A 21,931-nucleotide genomic window follows, 5' to 3' on the forward strand; every position below is an offset into this window, starting at 1 on the left:
GCCAAGCTTGAGGCAAGCCGGTTCGATGCGAGGTGTCAATGGCTGGAAATCTCAGTCTTGGGCCCCGCGCGCTGCTCGGCGGACCGGAGCAGATCGTCGAGCGCGCTCATCGACGCTTCACGAAGCGCAGCGAGTTCGCGGGCGGCACTCTCGCATTCGGGTGGGGACATCGAGGGCGCCGCCAGTTCGATCTCACGGCAGCGCTCGAACAGGCGGACGAGGCCGAGTGCGCCGGCGGCACTGCCGAGCTGGTGCGTGAGCCGCGCAAGCTGCTTGTGATCGCCAATCGCTGCCGCCTTGGCGATGTCTGCGATCAGCTTGCCGCTGGTCTCCCCCAACAAATGATGGAGCTTTTCGATTTGCGCGGGACCTAGCAGCTCGCGCTGGTCGTCGAGGAAATGCAGGTCGATCAATGCGCCCGCGGCGAGTTGTGGTGCGGCCGGCTCATCCGGGGCGTCCTCGATCGCCTCGCGCAGCGCGTTGATCAGGATCGGCTTGCTGACGACCTTGGCGATGCCGGCGCCGGCGAGCCGCTCGCGGGCGCTGGTGGAGACGTCGGCGGTCACGGCGATGATCCGCGGCATCCGCGGCAGATTGAGCTTGCCGATCCGCGACGCCGCCTCGACGCCGTCCATGTCGGGCATGTGCAGGTCCATCAGGATGATGTCGAACGCCTGATCGCGGGCGAGCGCAATGGCCGAAGCGCCGTCTCTCGCGATCGTCGCGCGATGGCCGAGACGGTTCAGGATCGCTTCGCCGACCTCGCAATTGACGGGATCGTCGTCGACCAGCAGCACGCGGAGCTGCCGCGATGGCGGCGGGACCGCGCCTTGCGCCACGCCGCTTGCGGCGCGGCCGAGCGGCACCTGAAGCGTGAACGTGCTGCCCGCGCCCGGCGTGCTCTCCACCGTCAGCTCGCCGCGCATCAGGCGCGTGAGCCGGCGCGCGATCGCGAGTCCGAGGCCGGTGCCGCCGAACCGCCGCGCGATGCTGTCGTCGGCCTGGACGAAATCGTCGAAGATGCGCTCGTGCATGTCGGGCGCAATGCCGATGCCGGTATCGCGAACGGTGATGCGCAGCAGGACATGATCGTCGCGTTGCTCGGCGGCCGCCGCGAGCGCAATTCCGCCGTGCGGGGTGAACTTGATGGCATTGCCGATCAGATTGAGCAGGATGCGGTTGAGCCTGACCGGATCGCCGTGCACGGATGTGTCGACCGTCGCATCGCAGGCAAGGTCGAAGGTCAGGCCCTTGCCGAAGGCTTGCGGACACATCAGCTCCGCGGCGGTCTCGATCAGCTGGTGGAGGCGGAAGTCGCGCGTCTCCAGCGTTTCGGTGCTGGCCTCCAGGCGGGCATATTCCAGGATGGCATCGACCAGCGCGATCAGCGTTTCGCCCGATGCCTCCGCGGTCGCGAGGTGGCGGCGCTGGGCCTCGCCGAGGCTGCCGTCGTCGAGCAGCTGCAGCACGCCCATGACGCCATTCAGCGGCGTGCGGAGCTCGTGGCTGACGACGGCGAGGAAGCGCGACTTGGTCTCGTTGGCCAGCACGGCGGCCCTGCGCGCGCGCTCGGCCGCGTCATGCTCGGCCAGGGCGTGGTCGCGGGTCTTTTCGAGCTCCGAGGTGCGCTCGATCACCTTGCGCTCGAGCGTCGCGTAGGATTCGCGCAAGTGAGCGGCCATCCGGTTGAATTGGTCGCCGAGCGCTTCCAGCTCGTCGCCGGTCTTGATCGCGAGCCGCAGGCCGAGATCGCCGCTGCCGATCCGCCGCGCGCCCTGCGTCAGGATCTGGATCGGCACGGTCATGCGCCGGCTGAGCCAGAGGGACACCAGGACCGCGCAGGCGAGCAGGACGACCAGGAGAAACGTCGCGCGTCCGATCGATGCATAGATCGGGGCGTAGGCTTCGCTGAGCGGAAGCTCGACGAACACCAGCCAGCCGAACGAGGGGACCGTCGCATAGGTCGAGAGCACGCGCTGGCCTGACAGATCCCCCTTGACCAGGCCGCCCGAAGGCGGCCCCACGCCGTCGAGTGCGGCGCGCACGTCGGCATGCCCGGAGAGATCGCTCCGTTGCAGCGCCGGCCACAGATCGGGATGCGAGATCAGGACTCCCATGCGGTCGACCACATAGGCCTTGCCGGTGTTGCCGACCCTGATCCCGGCAACGAGGTCCCAGATGAAGCGCAGATTGACGTCGGCCACGATCACATTGGGATTCCGCCCGGTCCCGCGCGTGGCGAGCGTCATGAACGGCTCGGTGTCGCCGAGGAAGTACACCGGCCCGTAATAGGCCCGGCTTTCATTGGCACCGCGGAAGGCCGGCGAGGCCGAGAGGTCGGCCTTGCTGCCGACCCTGTCCGCGACGCGGCGCGACAGGCGCACCTGCTCGCGGCCCTGCGAATCGAGCTCGGCAATTTCCGCGATCGCGGGCGAGAGGCGCAGGAGCCGGATGGCGTTCAGGCGGTCGTCTTCGTTGCTCGACAGTTCCGGAGGCAGCCGCGAGAGCCATCTGATCTGGCTTTCGATCTGCCCGATGAACTGGCCGATCTGGATAGCCGCGCTTGCTGCCTGCTCGCGCTGGGTCGCCGCGAGAAGCTGCTTCTGCTCGCGATAGGAGAACCAGACGTCGAAGCCGGTGTTGATGGCGAGTGCGGCAAAGGCGAGGGCGACGATCGAGTAGAGATATTTTCGGAACAACCGGCCCGGGGGCGTCCGCAAATGTCCCTGGTCGATCGCCTCGTTCACTCGCGGATCTCGTCGGCGCGCGCCAGCAGCGTGAAGGGAATGTTCAATCCGAGCGAGCGGGCGACTGTGCGGTTGATCAGGAGTTCGTATTTCCGCGGCGATTGCACCGGAAGATCCCCGGCCTTGGTGCCGCGCAGGATGAGATCGACGTAATCGGCCGAGCGCACCTCCAGCGTCGGCCCGTAGCTCATCAGTCCGCCCGCATCCATGAAATAATGGAACGGATAGATCGTCGGGACGCGATGCTTGGCCGCCGCCGCCACGACCGCCTGACGGTGGACTACGAGGAAGCTGTCGACCAGCGCAACCAGCGCCGCCTTGGGCGGTTCGGAAAAGCGCCTGATGGTTTCGTCGATGTCCGTTGGCGCGTTGACGGGCGCGGGGGCCACGGACACCCCTGACGTCGCAGCCTCCTGCTCGATCGATTCGAGGAAGAAGCGCCCGGCGCGGGGCGTGGTCGCCGGGTTGAAAAGGACGCCGACGCGCGCGAGACCCGGCACCGCCTCCCTGATGAGCTGAAGCCATTTGCCGCCCATTTCGGCGGTGCTGTTGGTGAAGCCGGTGACGTTGCCGCCGGGATGCGCGAGGCTTTCGACGAAGCCGTTGCCGACCGGATCGTTGGCGGTCGCGAAAACGATCGGGATGGTTTTGGTGGCGGCAAAGACTGCGGCGGTTTCGATGGTCGAGCCGGTCAGGATCACGTCCGGCTTGAGCTCGAGCAGCTCCTGGACCGCGGTCTTGAGCTTGTCCGGTCCGCCGAAGGTCGAACGGAGTTCGAGGCGGAAGTTGACGCCCTCGACCCAGCCTCGCTGCCTCAAGCCGACGATGAGACCACCCAGGCGGGAGGTCGGGCTGTCGGTCACGCTCCGTCTGGTCAGTTCGTCGTCGAGCGGCAATCCCGTCAGCGAGGCAACGATCCGCATGCGATCTGACGTTGCGCCGAGCGTAATCCAGCCGGCAGCGGTTGTGCCCGCAAGGCGAATGAAGCCGCGGCGATCGAGCGCGAACGCGGAAGGCCGTTCGGTCATGGAATTCTTTGCACGATGGTCTGTCCCAAGCCGGATGCTTAACGCGAAAGGGCGGTGTCCACAATTGATGAAAAAATGCGCTTATGAATGTTCATTCGCAGCATTCGGCAGTTCGATACCGTATTCCTACCCGGCCAAAGAGTCGCTGTTTCGAGCTTTGTCTGCTCCGTGACGATCTGCAACGCATTGTGGCGTTGCAACATTTTCCGTCTCGTTGAGACGACGGTGCGGAGAAGTCGATTTCTAAGCGGCTGATGTTTTGAAGCGTTGTTTCAGGTTTGTTTCGAAGGTTGTCGATGCGCAAAATCTATCTTCTTCCGGCCCTCGTGGGCCTGCTGACCTCTGTTGCAGCCGGGCCGCTCGCGGCTCAGGGAGTGGTGCCGAAGCAGAAGGCTGCGCCGGCACCCAGAGCCGCCGCTGCCGGTGCGGCACCAGCCGCCGCCGGTGCGCCGGTCGCTGCTGCGACCGAGACGCCGACCGCCGGTGCGGACGACAAGACGACCAAGGCGATCGACGGCTTCCGCTCCGCCAAATTCGGCATGAACGAAGCTGACGTGCGCGCGGCGATGACCAAGGACTTCAGCGCCAAGCCCGACGCGATCAGGGCGCAGGACAACGCGTCCGAGCTGACGCACAGTCTGCTGCTCTCCGTTCCCGAGCTGCTGCCGAACGGCGGGACTGCCGAGCTCTCTTATGTGTTCGGCTACAAGTCCAAGTCGCTGATCCAGATCGGCGCGGTCTGGTCGAAGGGGACCGACACGGCGATAACGCCGGAGAAGCTGTTCTCCAACGCCAACATCCTGCGCGCCCATTTCATGGGCGAAGGCTTCAAGCCCGACTCCATCGCGATGAACATGCCGGTTGCCGGCGGCATCGTGATGTTCCGCGGCAGCGATGCCAAGGATCGCTCGGTGATCCTGCTTTTGCAGGGCACGTTCGAGAACAAGGAGAACAACCAGCGTGTGCTGACCCCGACCAGCCTGTTGCTGTTCTACGTGGCCGACGCCAAGAGCCCCGACATCTTCAAGCTGCCGCCCGGCCAGTTCTGATGCCGGACGACCTCACGACATTCTCCCACCCGGTTGTGGATCGGCGCGAATGCCGATGAAGAGGATATGAAATGCGCAGACCATCTGCGACGCGACACAATGACGAGCTGACGACGCTGCGGAGGCTGGCACGCTTCCGCTCGATGTCGCTGCTCTGCGCGATGCAGATGGTCTTCCTGCCGGTGTTCAGCGTCCGCCTGCAGGCGCAGACGGTGAACGTGATCACCCCGGACGGCCGCACCGGGACGAGCCTTCAGACATCAGGCAGCGTCACCAACGTCACGACGTCGACGATTTCGGGCAACAACGCCTTCAACTCGTTCTCGCAGTTCAGCGTCGGGCGGGGCAACACCGTCAATCTGCAACTGCCGACCGGCACGCAGAACCTGGTCAACATCGTTCGCGACGCCCCGGTCTACGTCAACGGCACGCTGAACTCCTACATGAACGGCGCGATCGGCGGTAACGTCTATTTCGCCGATCCCAAGGGGTTCGTGGTCGGCCGCAGCGGCACGGTCAATGTCGGCAGCCTCAACGTCTCGACGCCGACACGCGAGTTCACCGACAGCCTGATCGGCGCAGGCGGGCAGATCAACCAGTCGGCGGTCGGCAATCTGATGGCGGGCTCCTTCCCGGTCTCGCCCGACGGCAACATCCGCATCTACGGCCGCGTCAACGCCCAGGACGGCGTGCGCCTGACCGGGCAGAACGTCTTTGTCGGCGGCGCCAGCCAGCGCGACATCGCCAATCTCGATCACGCCGCGAAATTCGCAGCCTCCGTCAACTCCAAGGGCCTGCGCAGCGCCAGCGCGATCACCGTCAGCAACGGCTCGATCCATATCGGCGCCGTCAACAACGCAAGGGTCAACGGACGTCTCACTGCGCAGAGCAAGAGCGCGACGCCGAGCAACATCACGGTTCAGGCCGGCAACAACATCGATGTCGGCAAGAAGGCCAATCTCAACATCGCAAGCGCAAACGGCAATGCCGGAGAGATCCGCCTGAAGGCGGCGCAGAACCTGACCGTCGCGGGCGGCGCCAGGTTCGATGCCAGCGCGAAGACGGGCAATGCCGGTCTCGTCGACTTCAGCGCGAACGGGATCATCGACATTGGGAAAGGCATCAAGGTCGATCTCAGTGCGGACAACGGCAAGGCCGGCACGCTGCTGATCGACCCGACCGACGTGGTCGTGGGTGATGCCGCTCAGGGCGACACCGGCGTGACGCTGTCGAACAGCTCCATCGTGAATGCGCTCGCCGGGCTCAGCGCCGGTGCCGGCTACCTCATCCAGGCCGATCATTCCATCACGCTCGCCGCGCATGCGATGATCGATGCCCGCCGTCTCGATGGCTCCGGCCATTCGACCGGCAACGCCAACAACGTCATCATCGACGCGCCGAACATCGAGATCATGAATGGCGCGCAGATCCTGGCCCAGTCGGTCAACTTCGGCGGGACCACCTACGCCGACGGCAACGTGACGCTGAGGGCAACGGCGAGCGACATCAAGCTGTCCGGCCAGGCCACCGCCACGACGGCGATCACGGTCGACGGCAAGATTACCGGCGGCATCGTCTCGATCACCGCAACCTCGACGGCCGTGTCGAGCTTCCTGAACGGTTCGGTGGCCGGTGATTTAGCGCTTGTCGGCTCGACGCTTGCCGCCTCGCTGCTCGGGCTCAATGGCGGCTATGTCGCGGCAAGCGCGACTGCGACCATCAACATCAACAGCCATGCCGACATCAACGGCCGTGGCGACGTCACCATTTCCGCGCATGCCACGGAGACCGCGTCGGATCCGGCGGTCGCCTCCACCTTGCTCGGCAGCCTCACGCCGGTCGCGGCCGGCGTGGTCGTCGGCAAGATCGACGGCACTGCCACGACCAACGTGGCCTCGGGCGCGACGGTCAACGCCGGCGGCAACCTCGAGATCAAGGCGCTCAACGATGCGACCATCGCCATCTCGGCCCTCGCGGCGTCGACGAGCGCGCAGATTGTCCCGACGGTGGCCTATTCCACGGGATCGGTGACAACGACCGCCAACGTCGCGACCGGCGCGCATATTGCTGCCGGCACGGTGAACACGAGCGGCAGCACCCTGAAGGTGCGCGCGATCAACAACAACTCGTTCTCGACCAGCGCAACGTCGGTTGCGGCGAGCGGGCCGAATGCGAGCGGCGCTGTCGGCGCCGCGGTCGCCATCAGCGACGTCACGACGTCTGCGACCGGACGCTCGGCGCATCGCTCGGAACCAGTGCCGGCGACCGGATGAACGGTTCCGTTCTGGTCGAGGCGACGTCCGACACCACGAGCAATTCCACGATGGCCTCGGCCATCGCCGGCCTGCCGGCGCTGGTCGCGGCCATCCAGGAATTCGCGGTCTCGAACGTCGCTTCGCCGACGCACTTCGTCATGGACCACATGACCTCGCTGGTGCCGCTGAGCTTCGATTTCAAGGTCGCAGGCGCACTCTCGCTTGCCAACAGCACGCAGAGCGCGACCGCTGCGATCGCGCAGAATCCGAGCGGCGGCGCGCCGAGCATCTATGCCAGCGGCAACGTCGCTGTCGCCAGCAACGTCATCGATCGCGGCGTTCGCAGCAATGCGATGTCCAGCGCGATCACGAAGGACGTGTCGACAGGCGAGGGGACGGCGATCAGCGCAGCCGTTGCCTGGGGCAATTTCACCCACAATTCGAACGCCTATGTCGGCAACGGCACGCTGATCAACGCGGCCAATATCGCCGTCGATGCCACCACCGAATTGCCGATCACCAACACCTGGCTGAAGTGGGACGGGCTGGGTGCGGTCCTGAGCCATCTCAACGGCAATGTCGGCGTCGGCGGCAACATCCTGACCAGCTACGCCAACGCAACGGCCGATGCCGGAGACACGATCGGCATCGCAGGTTCGCTGAACCATTTCGTGGTGAACAACAACACGACGGCGTGGGTGGCCGGTTCCGCCAGCCTGACTGCGACCTGCACGACCGCGACCTGCGGCAGCAGCTGGTCGGCCGGCATGGACAATGGCGACGTCCACACCTACAACGCCAGCATTCAGATCGCGGCGACCACGACCACGGCGTCGATCGATGCCGCCGGCAACGTCGGCACGCTCGGCTTCCTGTTCGGCAACACCTCGGGCGGCTCCTCCGTCGGCGGCGCGCTCAATCTCGTCCAGTTCAACACCAATACCATCGCCGGCGTTTCGGACCGTGCGACGCTGCGTGCGGCGGACGACATCGCCGTCAACGCGATCACTTCCGACCGGTTCGTCGCTGTCGCACCGTCGTCCGGCAAGGCTGCCGGCACGCTGGCGCTGAACGGCATCACTTCGCTCGGTTTCCTGAACAACACGACGCACGCGTCGATCTCGAGCCAGGCCACCGTCTATGCCCCGACCGTCGGCATCCTGGCGCAGCAGGATCTGTCGGTCGTGACGCTGTCCGGCGCGATGAGCTATAACGGGAGCGGCGGTTCGGCGGTCGGCTTGTCGGTCGCCTATCTCGGCGCAAATACCGACACCTCCGCCTATATCGGCGACAACCATTCCGACATCCGGCCCGGCGTGTTCAGCGCCAACGATCCGTTCGCCGGCACCAGCGGCGGAAGCGGGGCGGTCAATGTCGACAATCTGACACTCAGCGCGACCACTTCGGGACGCATCACGGCGGCCGCCGTCGCGGCAGCCGTCTCCGATCCGGCGTCGTCGAGTTTCTCCGACAAGGCAGGCGCTGCCGGCGCCGCCTCGACCGGAGGCACCGCCGGCGTGACGACGGCGGCGGGCAAGATTGGTTCGACCTCGGGATCGAGCACGAGCGGCTTCAGCCTCGATCTCGCCGGCAGCTCGTCGGTGAGCGACGTCTCGCTCGGCACCAGCGCCTATATCAGGAACACGACGGTCAACAAGTACACCACGACCGGCGCCGTGCTGACCAACACGATCGTTCAGGCGCTGAACGACACTATGCTCAACAATGGTTCCGGCTCCGCGGCGCTCAATCTGGCCGGAGGGTCTGCCACGGGGGCTGCGATCGGCGGCGCGATCGCGGCGGCGATGTCGAACAATGCGACGCTCGCCTATATCTACGGCACCACCATGAACAACCAGAGTTCGGTGACGGTGCTGGCGCTCAATGGCGGCTCGGAGACCGTCGTTGCCATCGGCGTGGCGGGATCGAAATCCAATTCAGCGTCGCTGTCGGCCTCCGTCGGCATCATCACTGACAGCGCCAACGCCTATATCGAGAGCTCGACGATCACGGGGCAGGCGTCCGGCGTCAACCGGGCGCTCGAGGTCGATGCCTACCAGACCACGAACATCGCGATCGGCGGCGGCTCTCTCTATATATCGGGCGGCCAGGCCGGAGTCGGCATCGGGCTGACCTATGCCTCGATCGCCGATCCCACCGGCGGAAACGCGACCGACGCGCATATCCGCAGCACGGCGATCTCGAATTACGACACCCTGTTGGTGATGGCCGACAGCGCCAGCGTGATTGCGGCCGGTGCGGCCTCAGGCGGGGGCGGGGCCAGCGCCAACGGACTTGCCGGCGCGATCGTCGTCAGCGAGATCACGCCGACCACGACAGCCTATATCAACAGCGGCTCGACGGTGAGCATCAATGTCGGCCGCGTGACGGTGCTGGCGGACAGCGGCGCGGTGTCGGCGCTCGACACTGCGCTCGGCAACCTCGTCAAGAAGTCGAACAACAATCTTCTCGCGTCGGATACCTGCACGGTCGCCGGTGGCACGGGCGGGCAGAACTGCATCGACTTCAGCGCGGCCGCGCTCAACGACGGCACGGGGAATGGTCCGGGCGCCAGCATCGTTTCCGTCGCGGGCCTCATCCAGGCCGGCAAGAACAATGTCGGCGCCTCGATCGTCTACAACACCATCGCGACGACGCACTCGGCCTACATCGCCAACGTCCTGATGACGGCCGGCAGCAACGGCAATGTCATCGTGAGCGCGGTGGATTCCTCCAAGATCCAGGCGGTCACGATCGGCTTCGGCCTTGCGACCGGCCAGTTCGCCGGCGTCGGCGGCACCACGATCAGCTCGATCGCCAACACCGTTTCGGCGGCGATCGGCAACGGCCAGTCCAGCACGACGCAATCGAGCGTCACGGCCAAGAACATTTCCGTCTCCGCGACCGACAATTCGAGCATCACCGGAACTGCCGCCGTGGCGGGTGCCTCGACGCAAGGCAGCGCCGCAGGCCTTGCGCTCGTCTACAGCAGCATCGCCAACAATGTCAGCGCCGGCGTCACCGGCTCCAAGCTGACCGCTTCGGGCAACGTCGCGGTTGGTGCCAACTCGAACGCCAGCATCTCGACCGTCGCCGTCGGTATCGCGATGTCCTCGCAGGTCGGGCTTGCAGGTTCGGTCGCCACCAATCTGATGGGGACCAACGTCACCGCGAGCATCACCGCCGCCGGCACCAACGGGATCAACGGCGCCGACGTCACCGCCACCAACAATGTCGGGGTGACCGCCGGCAACAACGACAAGGCGGCCGTGTTTGCGGGTGCCGTGTCGATCAGCAAGGGCGCCGCCGGCGGCGCGGGCTCGCTGGTCACCAACCAGATCACGGGAACCACCGCGGCCTATATCAGCGGTGCCAACACCAAGGTCGACGCGCTCGGGACCAGCAGCACCAATACGCTGTCGGTCAACAGCGGCACGCTCGCGCACGCCTTCGATCTCGGCACCGCCCACGCGCCGACCGACACCACGCCCGACCTCACCGAGAACCAGGACACCGTGCGCGGCCTTGCCGTGGTCGCGAGCTCGCACCAGGCGGTCGTGACCAACGTCGCCTCGGTCGCCGCGAGCAGCGGCATCTCCATCATGATCAACCCGATCACCAACGTGATGAGCGGGCAGACCCGGGCCTATATCGACAACGCTTCCATCGACACGCGCCTGACCTCGTCGACGCTGGCGCCGCAGATCGAGGTTGCTGCGTCGAGCTTCTCCTATTCCGGCGCGTTCGGTGCCGGCATCGTGGCTCCGACCGGCAACGGCGGCGGCGGTGCGACCATCGTCAGCACCACGATGCAGCGCGGTACGTTTGCCTACATCACCAATTCGACTGTCGGCGGCGCGCAGTCGTCGAGCCCGACGGTCGGCGCCGTCACCGTGAAGGCCAATGCCGAGCAGGATGCATCCTCGATCGCGATCGGCTTCAACACCGGCTCGGTCGGGTTGAACGTCTTCCAGGCGACGACTGAAGCCTATGTCGACGGTGGCGCGCTGACGGCCGCATCGCTGACGGTGAACGCCACCAACAGCACCGGCATCTTCTCCGCGAACGGCTCCGGCGCCTATGGCAGCCAGGCCGCGATCGGCGCGGCGTTCCTGGTCCAGGTCTCCTCGAACCGGACCGAGGCCTATGTCGGCGACGAATTCCACTATCAGGGTAATGGCGCTGCACACACGACCGCGCTCAATCTGAGCGGCGCGCTCGACGTCGAGGCCACCACCAAGAACCGCTTCGAGGCCTATGCGATCGGCGGTGCGCTCTCGACCGGCACGGCGGCGATCGCCGGCATGGCGAACATCGAGATCGCCAACAACACCACCATCGCCGGCGTCTACGACACCACATTGCAATCGGTGACGGGTGGTGCGGCCGGCGCGGTCACCATCAACGCGACCGAGGACGTGGCGATCAAGGAGATCGCGGGGGCGCTCGCGGTTGGCGCCAGCGGGGCAGGGGTCGGCATCGGCGCCGCCGCCAACGTCATCAGCTTCAAGAGCCAGACCATTGCGGAAAGCCGCAACAGCAATCTGAACTCGGCCGGCGCGATCAACGTCAATGCGCTCAGCACCAAGGAGGTGCTGTCCTACGCGGTCACCGCGGGCATCGGCGGCAGCGTCGGTATCGGCGCGACGGTCGGCGTCATCATCATCGGCACCAACACCGCCGATGCCGATACCCAGGGCCAGCAGACCGGCCAGCTCAATCAGGGCAACAACGGCACCATCGCGTCCGTGAACAGCGGCACCAACCACACGCAAGGCAGCAACGCGGTCGCGAGCGGCACGGCCGGCAATCCGAACAGCGCCAACGTCAGCTCGACCTACGACGTCAGCAGCGTGCTGAGCGGCGGCAACGACGCCGTCGTCGCGCAGATCGCTGGCGGCAACGTCACGGGCACGCAGGTCAATGTCACTGCCACCAGCGCCAATGCGGCCAAGATGTATCTGCTCGGCGCAGGCTTTGCGAAAAATGTCGGCATCGGGGCCGGCATTGGCTACACCAGCGTCAACAGCACCGTGTTCGCCAATCTGAGTGACTACGGACGCAACGGCTCCGGCGTGCTGGTGGCCGCAGATACGCCTTTGGCCGTCTCGGCACCGATTGTCACCGTTGCGGCGGTGGTCAAGGACGCGACGACCGGACCTTATGCCGGCAAGACCATCGACACCGAGGCGATCGCCGGCGGTGCGGCGCTTTACTTCGGCGCCGATGCGGCTGTCGCGGTCGGCAATGTCAGCAACTCCGTGGTGGCGATGCTTGGCGGCCAGATCACCGGCACGGGCGGCACCGGCACTGGCGCCGCGGTCATGGCGCAGGATTCGACGACCCAGGTGGTCTTCACCGGCGGCGTCACCGGCGGCGCCGTGGCCGTCGGCGCTTCGGTCGCGTCGGCAAGCCGAACGAGCTCGGTCGCTGCGAGGGTTCTGAACGGCTCCACCGTCAACGTCACGACTCTGGCAGTTGGAGCAAGCGGCGCCGGCACCTTGACCACGACGTCCACAGCACTTGGTGGCGGCATCGTCGCGGGCGTCGGTGCGGATGCGGAGGCCCACGAGAACTCGTCCGTGTTGGCGGAGATCGGCAGCAGTGCCTCGATCACGACGTCGGCGGCCGGCGTCGGCACGCTGGTGTCGGCGTCGATCACGCCCAATCTGTCGAGCGAGGCGATCGGCGTTTCGGTCGGCGGCGGTGCCGTGGGCGTTGCCATCGCCAAGTCCACGGTCGGCGCCACGGTGACGGCCGATGTCGGCGACAACGTCAGCTTCTCGGGCGGTGCGCTCGCGGTAACCGCCATGGCGCTGGTCCCGACCAGCGGCACCACGACCTGGGCCAAGGCGCTCGCCGGCGGCGGCGGCTCGCTGATCGGCGCGCAGGGCAGCCTGGCCGTGGCTTCGGAGAATGCGACGGTGAACGCCTATGGCGGAACGGGCATCGTGCTGCCCAACGCCAACGTGACCATCGCGGCCGAGAACGACAGCGCCCAATATGCCGAGGGGACGGGCCTTTCGACCGGATTCCTGGCGCTCGGCGCCACCGTCGCGCAGACGTCGTCGAGCGCGCACACCTATGCCTATCTGGGTGCGCCGGCGGACATGGATAATCTCAATCACGAAAATTACACCGGCATCCTCCGGATCACGGCCACCGGCACGGATACCAACGTCTCCAACGCGACGGTCGGCGCGGGTGGCACCTATGCCGGCGCCGCGGCGGTCGCGACGACCAGCTCGACCGCCGTGACCAACGCACGGTTCGACGGCGGCACGGCGGATGACACGCTCTATTTCGGCGGCCTCCGCATCAATGCCAAGCACACCACGAATTATGCCGCGAGCGGCGATGCCTACCACGCGTCCACGGCCGGTGTTTCGGCCGGCAAGGCGCAGAACGACGTCGACTCCACCACCACTGCCGAGATCGGAACGCACCTGATCATCAATTCGGCGGGCGGCAACATGGTCGTCATCGCCAACGACATCGTCAACCAGGGCGGCGGCGGCGCGCGGTCGGGCTCCGGCGGCTCGTTCTCGGGTGCAGCCGCACTCAGCACCTCGACCGTCACCCAGCACGTCAACACCAATATCGGCGCCGGCACGGTCCTGAGCCTCAACGGCGATCCGCGGACGTCGGCGGCGTTCATCAATATCGAGGCCTACAACACGCTGAACACCAACGACACGGCGAGCCTCGCCACGGCCAGCTTCTTCGCCGGCGGCGGCGCCGAATCCAACATGACGGCGAACGCCACGCTCGCGGTCAACATCAATGCCCGCGAGCTGTTCAGCGTGGGCAAGATCTATATCGGCACGGCCGCGAAGATGGCGGCGGCGAACAACGCCAATGCCAGCCTCTACGGCGCGATCGCCGGCGTCGGTGCCAGCACCAACAGCTGGGTCCACGCCAACCAGTCCGTCAATGTCGGCGACAACGCGAAGATCGCGGCCTGGCGCGACATCACCATCTATGCGGGCCTCGCCGGTGACGGCAGCGTCTTCAGCAGCGTGCAGGCGACGGCAACGACGGTCGTCTACAACAACACCGCTATTCCGATCTCCGCGCTCTATCGCGGCACGGCCAACGCCGACGACACCACGAGCCTGACGCTTGCGCCCACCTCGAGCGTGCTCGGTGTGCGCGACATCTACCTGGGCGCAACCCAGGGGCAAGTCACGGCGGCCGGCAACGGCAGCAACTACAATCCGTATCTGGACATCTTCAGCGCCAAGAACAGCGACAATCACAGCCACACCAGCGGAACCGGCGATGTCGCGCTCAATGGCACGGTGGTGGCCGGCGTCAACAACGATGTGACGATCACGATCGAGCTCGGTGCGGCCGCGCCGACACTGAGCACGACCAGTCCGTATACCCTGCTGACAAACGGCTCTTCGTCGGTCCTCGAGCTCGTCCCCGACGTCAATCATTTCAGCCCGGTGATGAGCTGGAACCACCAGACGGTCCAGTATGCCGTCGTCGGCAACTTCAATCCCTACCAGCTGGTGGTCAACCAGCTGGCGACGCTGACCGGCCTGACCGCGGCGCAGGTCCGCTCGCAGCTCGCGGCGGCGACGCCCACGTCGCCCGCGAGCATGTCGCCGTCCGGCACCGATCCGACCGGCGACATCCAGCGCCAGATCGACACGCTGATCAAGCAGGCGCCGTTCACCTCCGACGCGCCCGGCAACGCCTTCGCGTTCGGCGACATCCTGGTGTCCGCCGGCAACGTCTCGATCCTGGCGCAGAAGCTCACCGGCAACAGCGGCACGAATCCTGCCGCGCCCGCGGTCATCGCGCGCAGCTCGCCCTTGATCAAGATCGAGAACAAGGGTCTCGACTTCATGAGCCTGGGCAATCTCACGGTCGCCGATGTGACCGGAGGAAACATCACTTACCGCCAGATCGACCATGTCGACCCGGATTCGCACTCCAACGTGACTTTCACCGCGATGCCGAGCGCCTCGCCGGTCATCGACGTCTCCGCCACCTACAACCGCCTGGATCCGGACTCCGGCCAGGGTATCGACCAGAACGGCAACGTGCTGACCCGCACGCCCGACATCTATTTCAACGGCGCCGTCAACAACGCGAACGGCCTGCTCAAGATCATCAACAATCTCGGCAGCGTCGTCGCATCGCAGTCGCTCAGTGCCGCGACCGTCCAGATCGTGGTGCCCAAAGGCACCTTCACCTTCCTCGGCGGTATCGGGAGCTTCTACGACAGCGGCAGCGCGGTCACCTCGCAATGGGCCACCACTGAAAACAGGCCGGAAGACACGCTGACCGCGGTGATGACGGCGGCGACTTATCTCGGCGCCTACGGCGACTACTATACCGCTCCGCATATCGCTTCGGGAACCGATCACCCCTATTTCTATTACTGCTGCACCGACGGCAGCCACGGCGTGTATCAACCCGTCGGCAACGCCGACGCCAGCACGATCTTCACCGCGCGCATGCTGATGACGTATTACGACGGCACCTCGCTCTATTCATCGATCTTCCTGCCGGTGGGCAGGGGTACGCCTGGGAACACCAGCACTCCCGATGCCGGCAGCGTGCCTGACATCGCGACCCTCAAGATCATCGAGGGGCAGTCGCAGGACTCGTCCAATGTCGTGCTCGCGCAGTGGAAGAAAACGACTTATGACGGCCGCAACGTCTACACCGATAGCGGTCCGTACAAGACGCCGTTCAACTGTGCGTCAGCCTGCGACAGCTCGGGCTTCTTCCAGGTGATCAACATCCAGCCGGATGCGATCACGCCGAAGACCGCGGACGCGCCGGCCACCGCGACTGCCACCCGGACCATCAGCGGCCAGGCGGTCATCATCTCGGCGTCGGTGATCAACATCAACGGCACCATCCAGGCCGGCTCGAGCAGCAATTACTCGGTCGACATCGGCGCCGCGGCGTACGATGCCATCTACGGCAGCAACGGCCTCAAGAACCGCAACGGCGGCGCGGATTTTGCCGCGGCCCAGGCCAATGCGCGGAACGGCGTCTATTACGACATCTCGGGCTCCGTGACGGCGTCGGCCAGCGGCGACGCCAAGATCGGGGTCAGGTACAACGCTCTCACCGACCAGCTCATCCTGAATGGCGTGGCGCAGGGCGCCGGCGGCTACGTCTACCTCAACGGCAAGATCATCTCGACCTCGACCGACAGCACCCAGACCCAGGGTAACATCGAGATCAAAGGCGGCGCCGGCACGGTCACCGTCAACAACACCAGCGGGCTCCAGCTGGTCACCAACACCATCAATACCAGCGTCACTGCCCAGAGCGTGGTCGAGATCGTCGACCAGCTCAAGGGGAAGACGACGTGGTGGGTTTACGATCCCAAGGCTGCAAGCAGTCAGCAGGTGTCGCGGTACGAGACCAACAGTGTCACTGCGGCCGCGATCGATCCGTCGATGCTTACGGCCAGGACCGGTACGGCGGGCGTCCAGTACCGGACGCAGGAGAACATGCTCTATCAATGGGTCGACACCGCGACGCTGGATCGTCTACCCACCAGCACGCAGTTCGACTACGGCTGGAGCTTCACGCCCAATCAGGTCACCGGCGAGAACTGGACCCGCTCGACCAACCTGGTTTCAGGCACGCAGAGCAGCAACTATCAGAAAGTCACCACCGCCACAGGCAGCTATCACTGGGCGGGAGGCGTGAACCCGGATGGGAGCCCCGTTGGACTCAACACCCATTCCAACGCGTGCTGCGGCGCGGACGCCCAGTACAACTGGTACCAGGCGATCTATGATCACCTGACGCTCACGCTGACCAACACGGTCAAGGCGTCGAACCCGATCAACATCAAGTTCATCGGCGGCAGTAGCAGCGACGTCGTGGTCAATTCGACCTCGGGCATCGTCATCAACGGGTCGATCAACAACCAGCAGGGCACGACGACGCTTGCCGCCACCGGCGCCAACTCGTCCATCACGGTCGCCGCCAATGCCAACAACCCGGTCATCTCGGGGACGAGCGTGACGCTTCGGGGTGACGGCGGTATCGGCACGCTCGGCACCACCAAGGCGCCCGTCCAGGTGCAGCTCTATGGCGGCAGCCTGACCGCGAGCTCGATCGACCGCGACATCGCGATCTCGGCCATCGGCGCGCTGTCGATCAACCAGGTGAAGGTGAACTCGGCAGGCGCGACGCCGCAGGGCAGCGTCTTCCTTCGGCGACCGGCGACATCAACTCGGCGTCCGCCTACAACGTCGCCAATCCCGTCGTGATCGGCAAGAACATCGAGATCAACTCCACCTCCGGCGCGATCGGCGCGACCAGCGCCGTCGTCAACGGTGCGTCCACCCTGACCAACATCAATCCGCTGGTGATCCAGGCGACCGGCACGGTCCAGGCCAACAGCACTGTCGATGGCGGCGTTCTCGACAGCGCCTCGGCCACCGGCACCTACATCATCCAGTCCAAGGGCGATCTGCGCCTCGGCACGGTCCAGTCGACCGGCGGTCCGGTGTTCCTCGAGGCGGCAGGCTCCGACGGCAACCAAGCCAACATCCTGAACGGACGCGCGGCGGTTGGTCTGACCCAGGCGCAGAGCCAGCATCTGCAGGACGTCTGGGCGAGCCTCGACCTGCTGAGCGGCAACGCCGCCACCAATGCCGTCAACAGCTACCAGTCGATGGTGACGTCGGCCTACAACGACTACTTCCAGCTCAAGAACATCGCCTTCCAGGACGGCAGCACCTACAATCCGACCTCGGTGGGGCTGACGGTGCTGCGGGCGCAGGTGGCTGCCAAGCTCGGCATCATCGATCCCGCCAATGTCACGACCACGCAGATGCAGGTCGAGGCCACGACGCGGTTCCTGCGGGACCAGTTCCTGCTCGGCAAGATCACCACCGACCAGCTCAAGAGCTCGCTGACGACATTGCTCGGCACCGCGCCGGCGGATCCGCTGGGGACGGTGTTCGGCACTTCGCTTTCGACGACGCTGTTCACGAAACTGTTCGACGGCGTGGCAACCGCCAATCAGCGAATGCCCAGCAACACGGCGCTGCAAACGGCGCTCAATACCTACAATGCGAGCTACAGCTATACGCTGGCGTCGACCGAGCGGGTCTATAGCATCATCACCGCGGGCTCGCAGTGGACGCAGAGCCAGCTCGCCTACACGGTGTCGTCGTCGGCCGTCGGCGCGGCGCCGCCGCCGATCGACGAGAACGTCGTGGCCAATGTCAACGCCAACCAGATCATGCTGTACGCGCCGCGCGGCTCGGTCGGCAATTCGGCCGCGCCCCAGACGTTCACCTTCACCAGCGTCGATTCCTCGTCGCTGACGCCGGAGCAGAGGGGATTGCTCGCCACGGCCGGTCCCGGCCAGCTCACCGTCGGCGCGGTCACGGACCCGACGACCCATGTCACGACCTATACGGTCAGCCTGTCGCAGCAGAACCTCGTCGTTGTCGACAACCCGATCGCGATCTCGGCCAAGGCGCTGTCGAATATCTATCTCGGCAGCAAGAACAGCCTCGCGCTCGGCGGCGTCACTGCGAACTACGGCCCGATCGCGGCCGCGCAGGCCAACGGCATCGAGGTGACCGGCCGCGGCGACGTCAAGCTCGATGCCGTCAACAGCATCTCCGCCAACGCAAGCGGGGCCGTGATATCAGGTGATATCGGCAACCTGACCCTGATCGCCGAGCACGGCAATGTCGGTGCCCCCTCGGGAACCGCCGGAAGCAACCCCGCGAACAATACGAACGCGCTCCAGATCGCGTTCGCGGATCCGTCCAACGACCAGCTCGACCAGGTTTCGTCGGCGCAGGGCATCTACCTGAAGCAGACCACCGGCGATCTCATTCTCGGCAACATTGCCGCCGGCAATGCGATCCAGCTCGCTGCGACCGGCAGCATCTATGCCGAAGCCGGCTTCACCGACCGTTCGGCGATCCATATCCTCGGCGCCGACCTCGATCTGCGCGCCGGCGGCAACATCGGCTTCAACGGCTCGACCTTCCAGCCGCTGCAGGTGAATATCTCCGGCGCGGTGACCGGCTCGGCGGTCGGCGACCTCAGCATCCTCGCCGTCACCGGCGATCTCATAGTCGGCACGAGCGGCACCTATGGGACGCTGACGGCCGGCGGTGCGCTGACGCTGAACGCTGCGCGCGGCGGGCTCACCGTCAATGCCGACATCACCAGCGGCGGCCTGATGCAGCTGCTTGCCAACCGCGGCATGAATTTCGCTGCCGGCACCAGCGCTGCGCCGGTGGTTGCGACCAGCAGTTCGGACGGCGTCACCCTGGTTGCCGCGACGCTGACGATGGGCGCCTATTCGGCCATCAACGCGGGCGGCCTGATCTCGGTGACCACCACGGGCGATGCGACGATCGGCCAGCTGAATTCATCGCTGTCCTATGCGGCGGCCTCGAACGCGCCCTCGATCATTGTCACCGCCGGTGGCGTCGCCTCGCTTGGCGCGATCCTCGACAATGGCGACGGCCAGACCAGGTTCGTCGCGTCCGGCGCGGGCGCCGAGCTGTCGCTGAGTGCATCGAACGGTATCGGAAGTGCCACGAGCCGGCTCGCCTTCAACGCCGTACAATTGTCGGCGAGCGCGAGCGCCGGGGGCATCTACCTGAAGGCGCTGACCGACACCGAGGCGAGCCTGCTCTCCGCGGTGAAGGGCAACGTGGACATCATCGGCACGGGCGCGCTGACGCTCGACCAGGTGCTGGCGGGCACGGCGACTGGCGCGAGCGGCAGCTTCAGTGCCGTCGCGAACAACGGCAGCATCGTCATCGGGACCGCCGACAGCAGCGGCTCGCAGACGGTCCACGCCAGCCAGAACGTGACGTTCAAGTCGCTGACGACGACCGGAAATGCCGGCGACGCCGGCAACATTGACGTCACCGCCGACAACGGCTTCATCCTGGCGCAGACGGTGACGTCGGGCGGCGTGACGACGCTGGGCTCGGTCTCGGCCCATGGCTCGGCGACGCTGCTGGCGGCCACGACCATCACCGGCCATACGCTCGCCACCACGACCGGCTCGGCCGTGCTGACCGCGACCGGCCCGATCGACTGGAACACACTCAACGTCGGGACGACGCTGGGCGCGACGGCAAGCCAAGGCAGCATCACCTTCCAGACCGCGCAGAGCGGCGGCACGCAGACCAGCCGCGCCCATGACAATGTGACGTTCAATGCGCTGACGACGACCGGCATCACCGGCGATGCCGGCAGCATCAACGTCACCGCCGACAACGGCTTCATCCTGGCGCAGACGGTGACGTCTGGCGGCGTGACGAGCCAGGGCTCGGTCTCGGCCAACGGCTCGGCGACGCTGCTTGCCGCCACGACCATCACCGGCAACACGCTCGCCGCCACGACCGGCTCGGGCCTGCTGACCGCGAGCGGTCCGGTCAACTGGAATGTCCTCAATGTCGGCACGACGTTGGGCGTGACTTCAAGCCAGGGCAGCATCACGTTCCAGACGGCGCAGAGCGGCGGCACGCAGACCATCCACGCCCATGACAACGTGACGTTCAACGCGCTGACGACGACGGGCATCAACGGCGACGCCGGCAGCATCAACGTCAATGCGGATAGCGGTTTCATCCTGGCGCAAACGGTGATGTCGGGCGGCGTGCCAACGCTGGGCTCGGTCTCCGCCAATGGCTCGGCGAGGCTGATCGCCGCGGGGACCAACACCGGTCACAAACTCACGGCCTCGACCGGCAACGCAGTCCTGAGCGGCACGGTCGTTCATTGGGATAATCTCAACGCGGGCGGCACGCTCGACGTCACCGCGACGGCCGGAGGGATCACCGTTGGCACCGCCATCAGCGGCGGCACGCAGACCCTGCATGCCGTCAACGATATCGTCTTCAGCCAGCTCGCCACGACCGGTATCCCGGGCGATGCCGGCGACCTCAACGTCAAATCCGACACGGGCTCGCTCCGCGGCGGTTCGATCACCGCCAACGGCGAGACGCATTTCGATGTGGCCGGATCGGTCTCGTTCGACCGGATCACCGGCGACGTCGTCAAGATGACCTCGTCGGGTGACCTGACGATCAACTGGGTCAGCGTCGTCCGGGAGCTCGACCTGGCGGCAGACACGATCAACGTCAGGGGCGAGCAGATCCGTTCGAATCCGGCGATTCCGCTGATCATGAACATCACCGGCTATAACGGCGGCGTCGCGAAGTCCGCCAACATCTCGATCGATCCGGACAGCATCATCGTCAACCAGTTCAGGGTGGTGGACGCAAACTTCTGGACCGACGCGCATGCGGTCACGATCCTGAGCGGCTATGTCCCGGGCCAGCTCATGCTCACCACCGCCACCCAGCAGGTGTTCCTGAACAACCGGACGCTGGCGCCGACCAACGGGCCGACGCTCCAGCTTTACCAGCCGGGCGGCGTGTTCACGATGAGCCAGATCGGCAACGCCAATGTCAGCAACGCCTATGTGGTGTTCTACACCGGCGACGTCTCGGCGAGCGTCACCAATTACGGGCCGACCCACACCTGCTGCTACGACTTCACCGGTGCCAGCATGGTGCGCAACATCCCGGTCGACGGCGAGGGCAAGGAGAGCATCGAGACCTGGCTCGCGAAGAAGGATGGCGGGACGTTCTATTTGCTCGGTCTCTCCGGCCAGGCGCGGCTCGACGCGCTGCTGACGCCGCGTCCGGTCGAGACCATCGGCTCCGGTCCCGCCGTCAACATCGAGGGACTGAGCGACCTGCGCAAGCTGCGCCGTCAGGGACAGCGCGTGGGTCGTCCGGGCTGGAAGGATGCGGCGGTCGAGACGGCGAAGCCGTCCGTTGGCCGTCTCGCACAGGCATGGTAACGAGATT

3 protein-coding genes and 1 pseudogene are annotated in these 21,931 nt (G+C 65.8%); 2 read left to right on the forward strand and 2 right to left on the reverse strand.

Annotation, left to right across the window (positions count from 1 at the left end):
• Positions 1-35 precede the first annotated feature (35 nt).
• Together J4G43_RS18695 and J4G43_RS18700 are read right to left on the reverse strand one after the other, a co-directional pair.
• On the reverse strand, positions 36-2,747 hold the full coding sequence (locus tag J4G43_RS18695; RefSeq protein WP_208085886.1) for a hybrid sensor histidine kinase/response regulator: 2,712 nt from the start codon (positions 2,745-2,747) through the stop codon (positions 36-38).
• Positions 2,744-3,775, reverse strand: coding sequence for an ABC transporter substrate-binding protein (locus tag J4G43_RS18700; RefSeq protein WP_208085887.1), 1,032 nt, complete (start codon positions 3,773-3,775; stop codon positions 2,744-2,746). The genes J4G43_RS18695 and J4G43_RS18700 overlap by 4 nt, the downstream gene beginning before the upstream one ends.
• A 296-nt stretch (positions 3,776-4,071) precedes the next feature.
• On the opposite strand from J4G43_RS18700, the gene J4G43_RS18705 reads away from it, so the two are divergent.
• Both J4G43_RS18705 and J4G43_RS56000 read left to right on the forward strand, forming a co-directional pair.
• Entirely contained in the window at positions 4,072-4,824 is a 753-nt protein-coding gene (locus tag J4G43_RS18705) for a hypothetical protein (protein ID WP_208085888.1), read from the forward strand.
• Between the two features lie 71 nt (positions 4,825-4,895).
• Positions 4,896-21,924: pseudogene (locus J4G43_RS56000) on the forward strand (leukotoxin LktA family filamentous adhesin).
• Positions 21,925-21,931 lie beyond the last annotated feature (7 nt).

This window comes from Bradyrhizobium barranii subsp. barranii (genome assembly GCF_017565645.3).
Lineage (GTDB): Bacteria > Pseudomonadota > Alphaproteobacteria > Rhizobiales > Xanthobacteraceae > Bradyrhizobium > Bradyrhizobium barranii.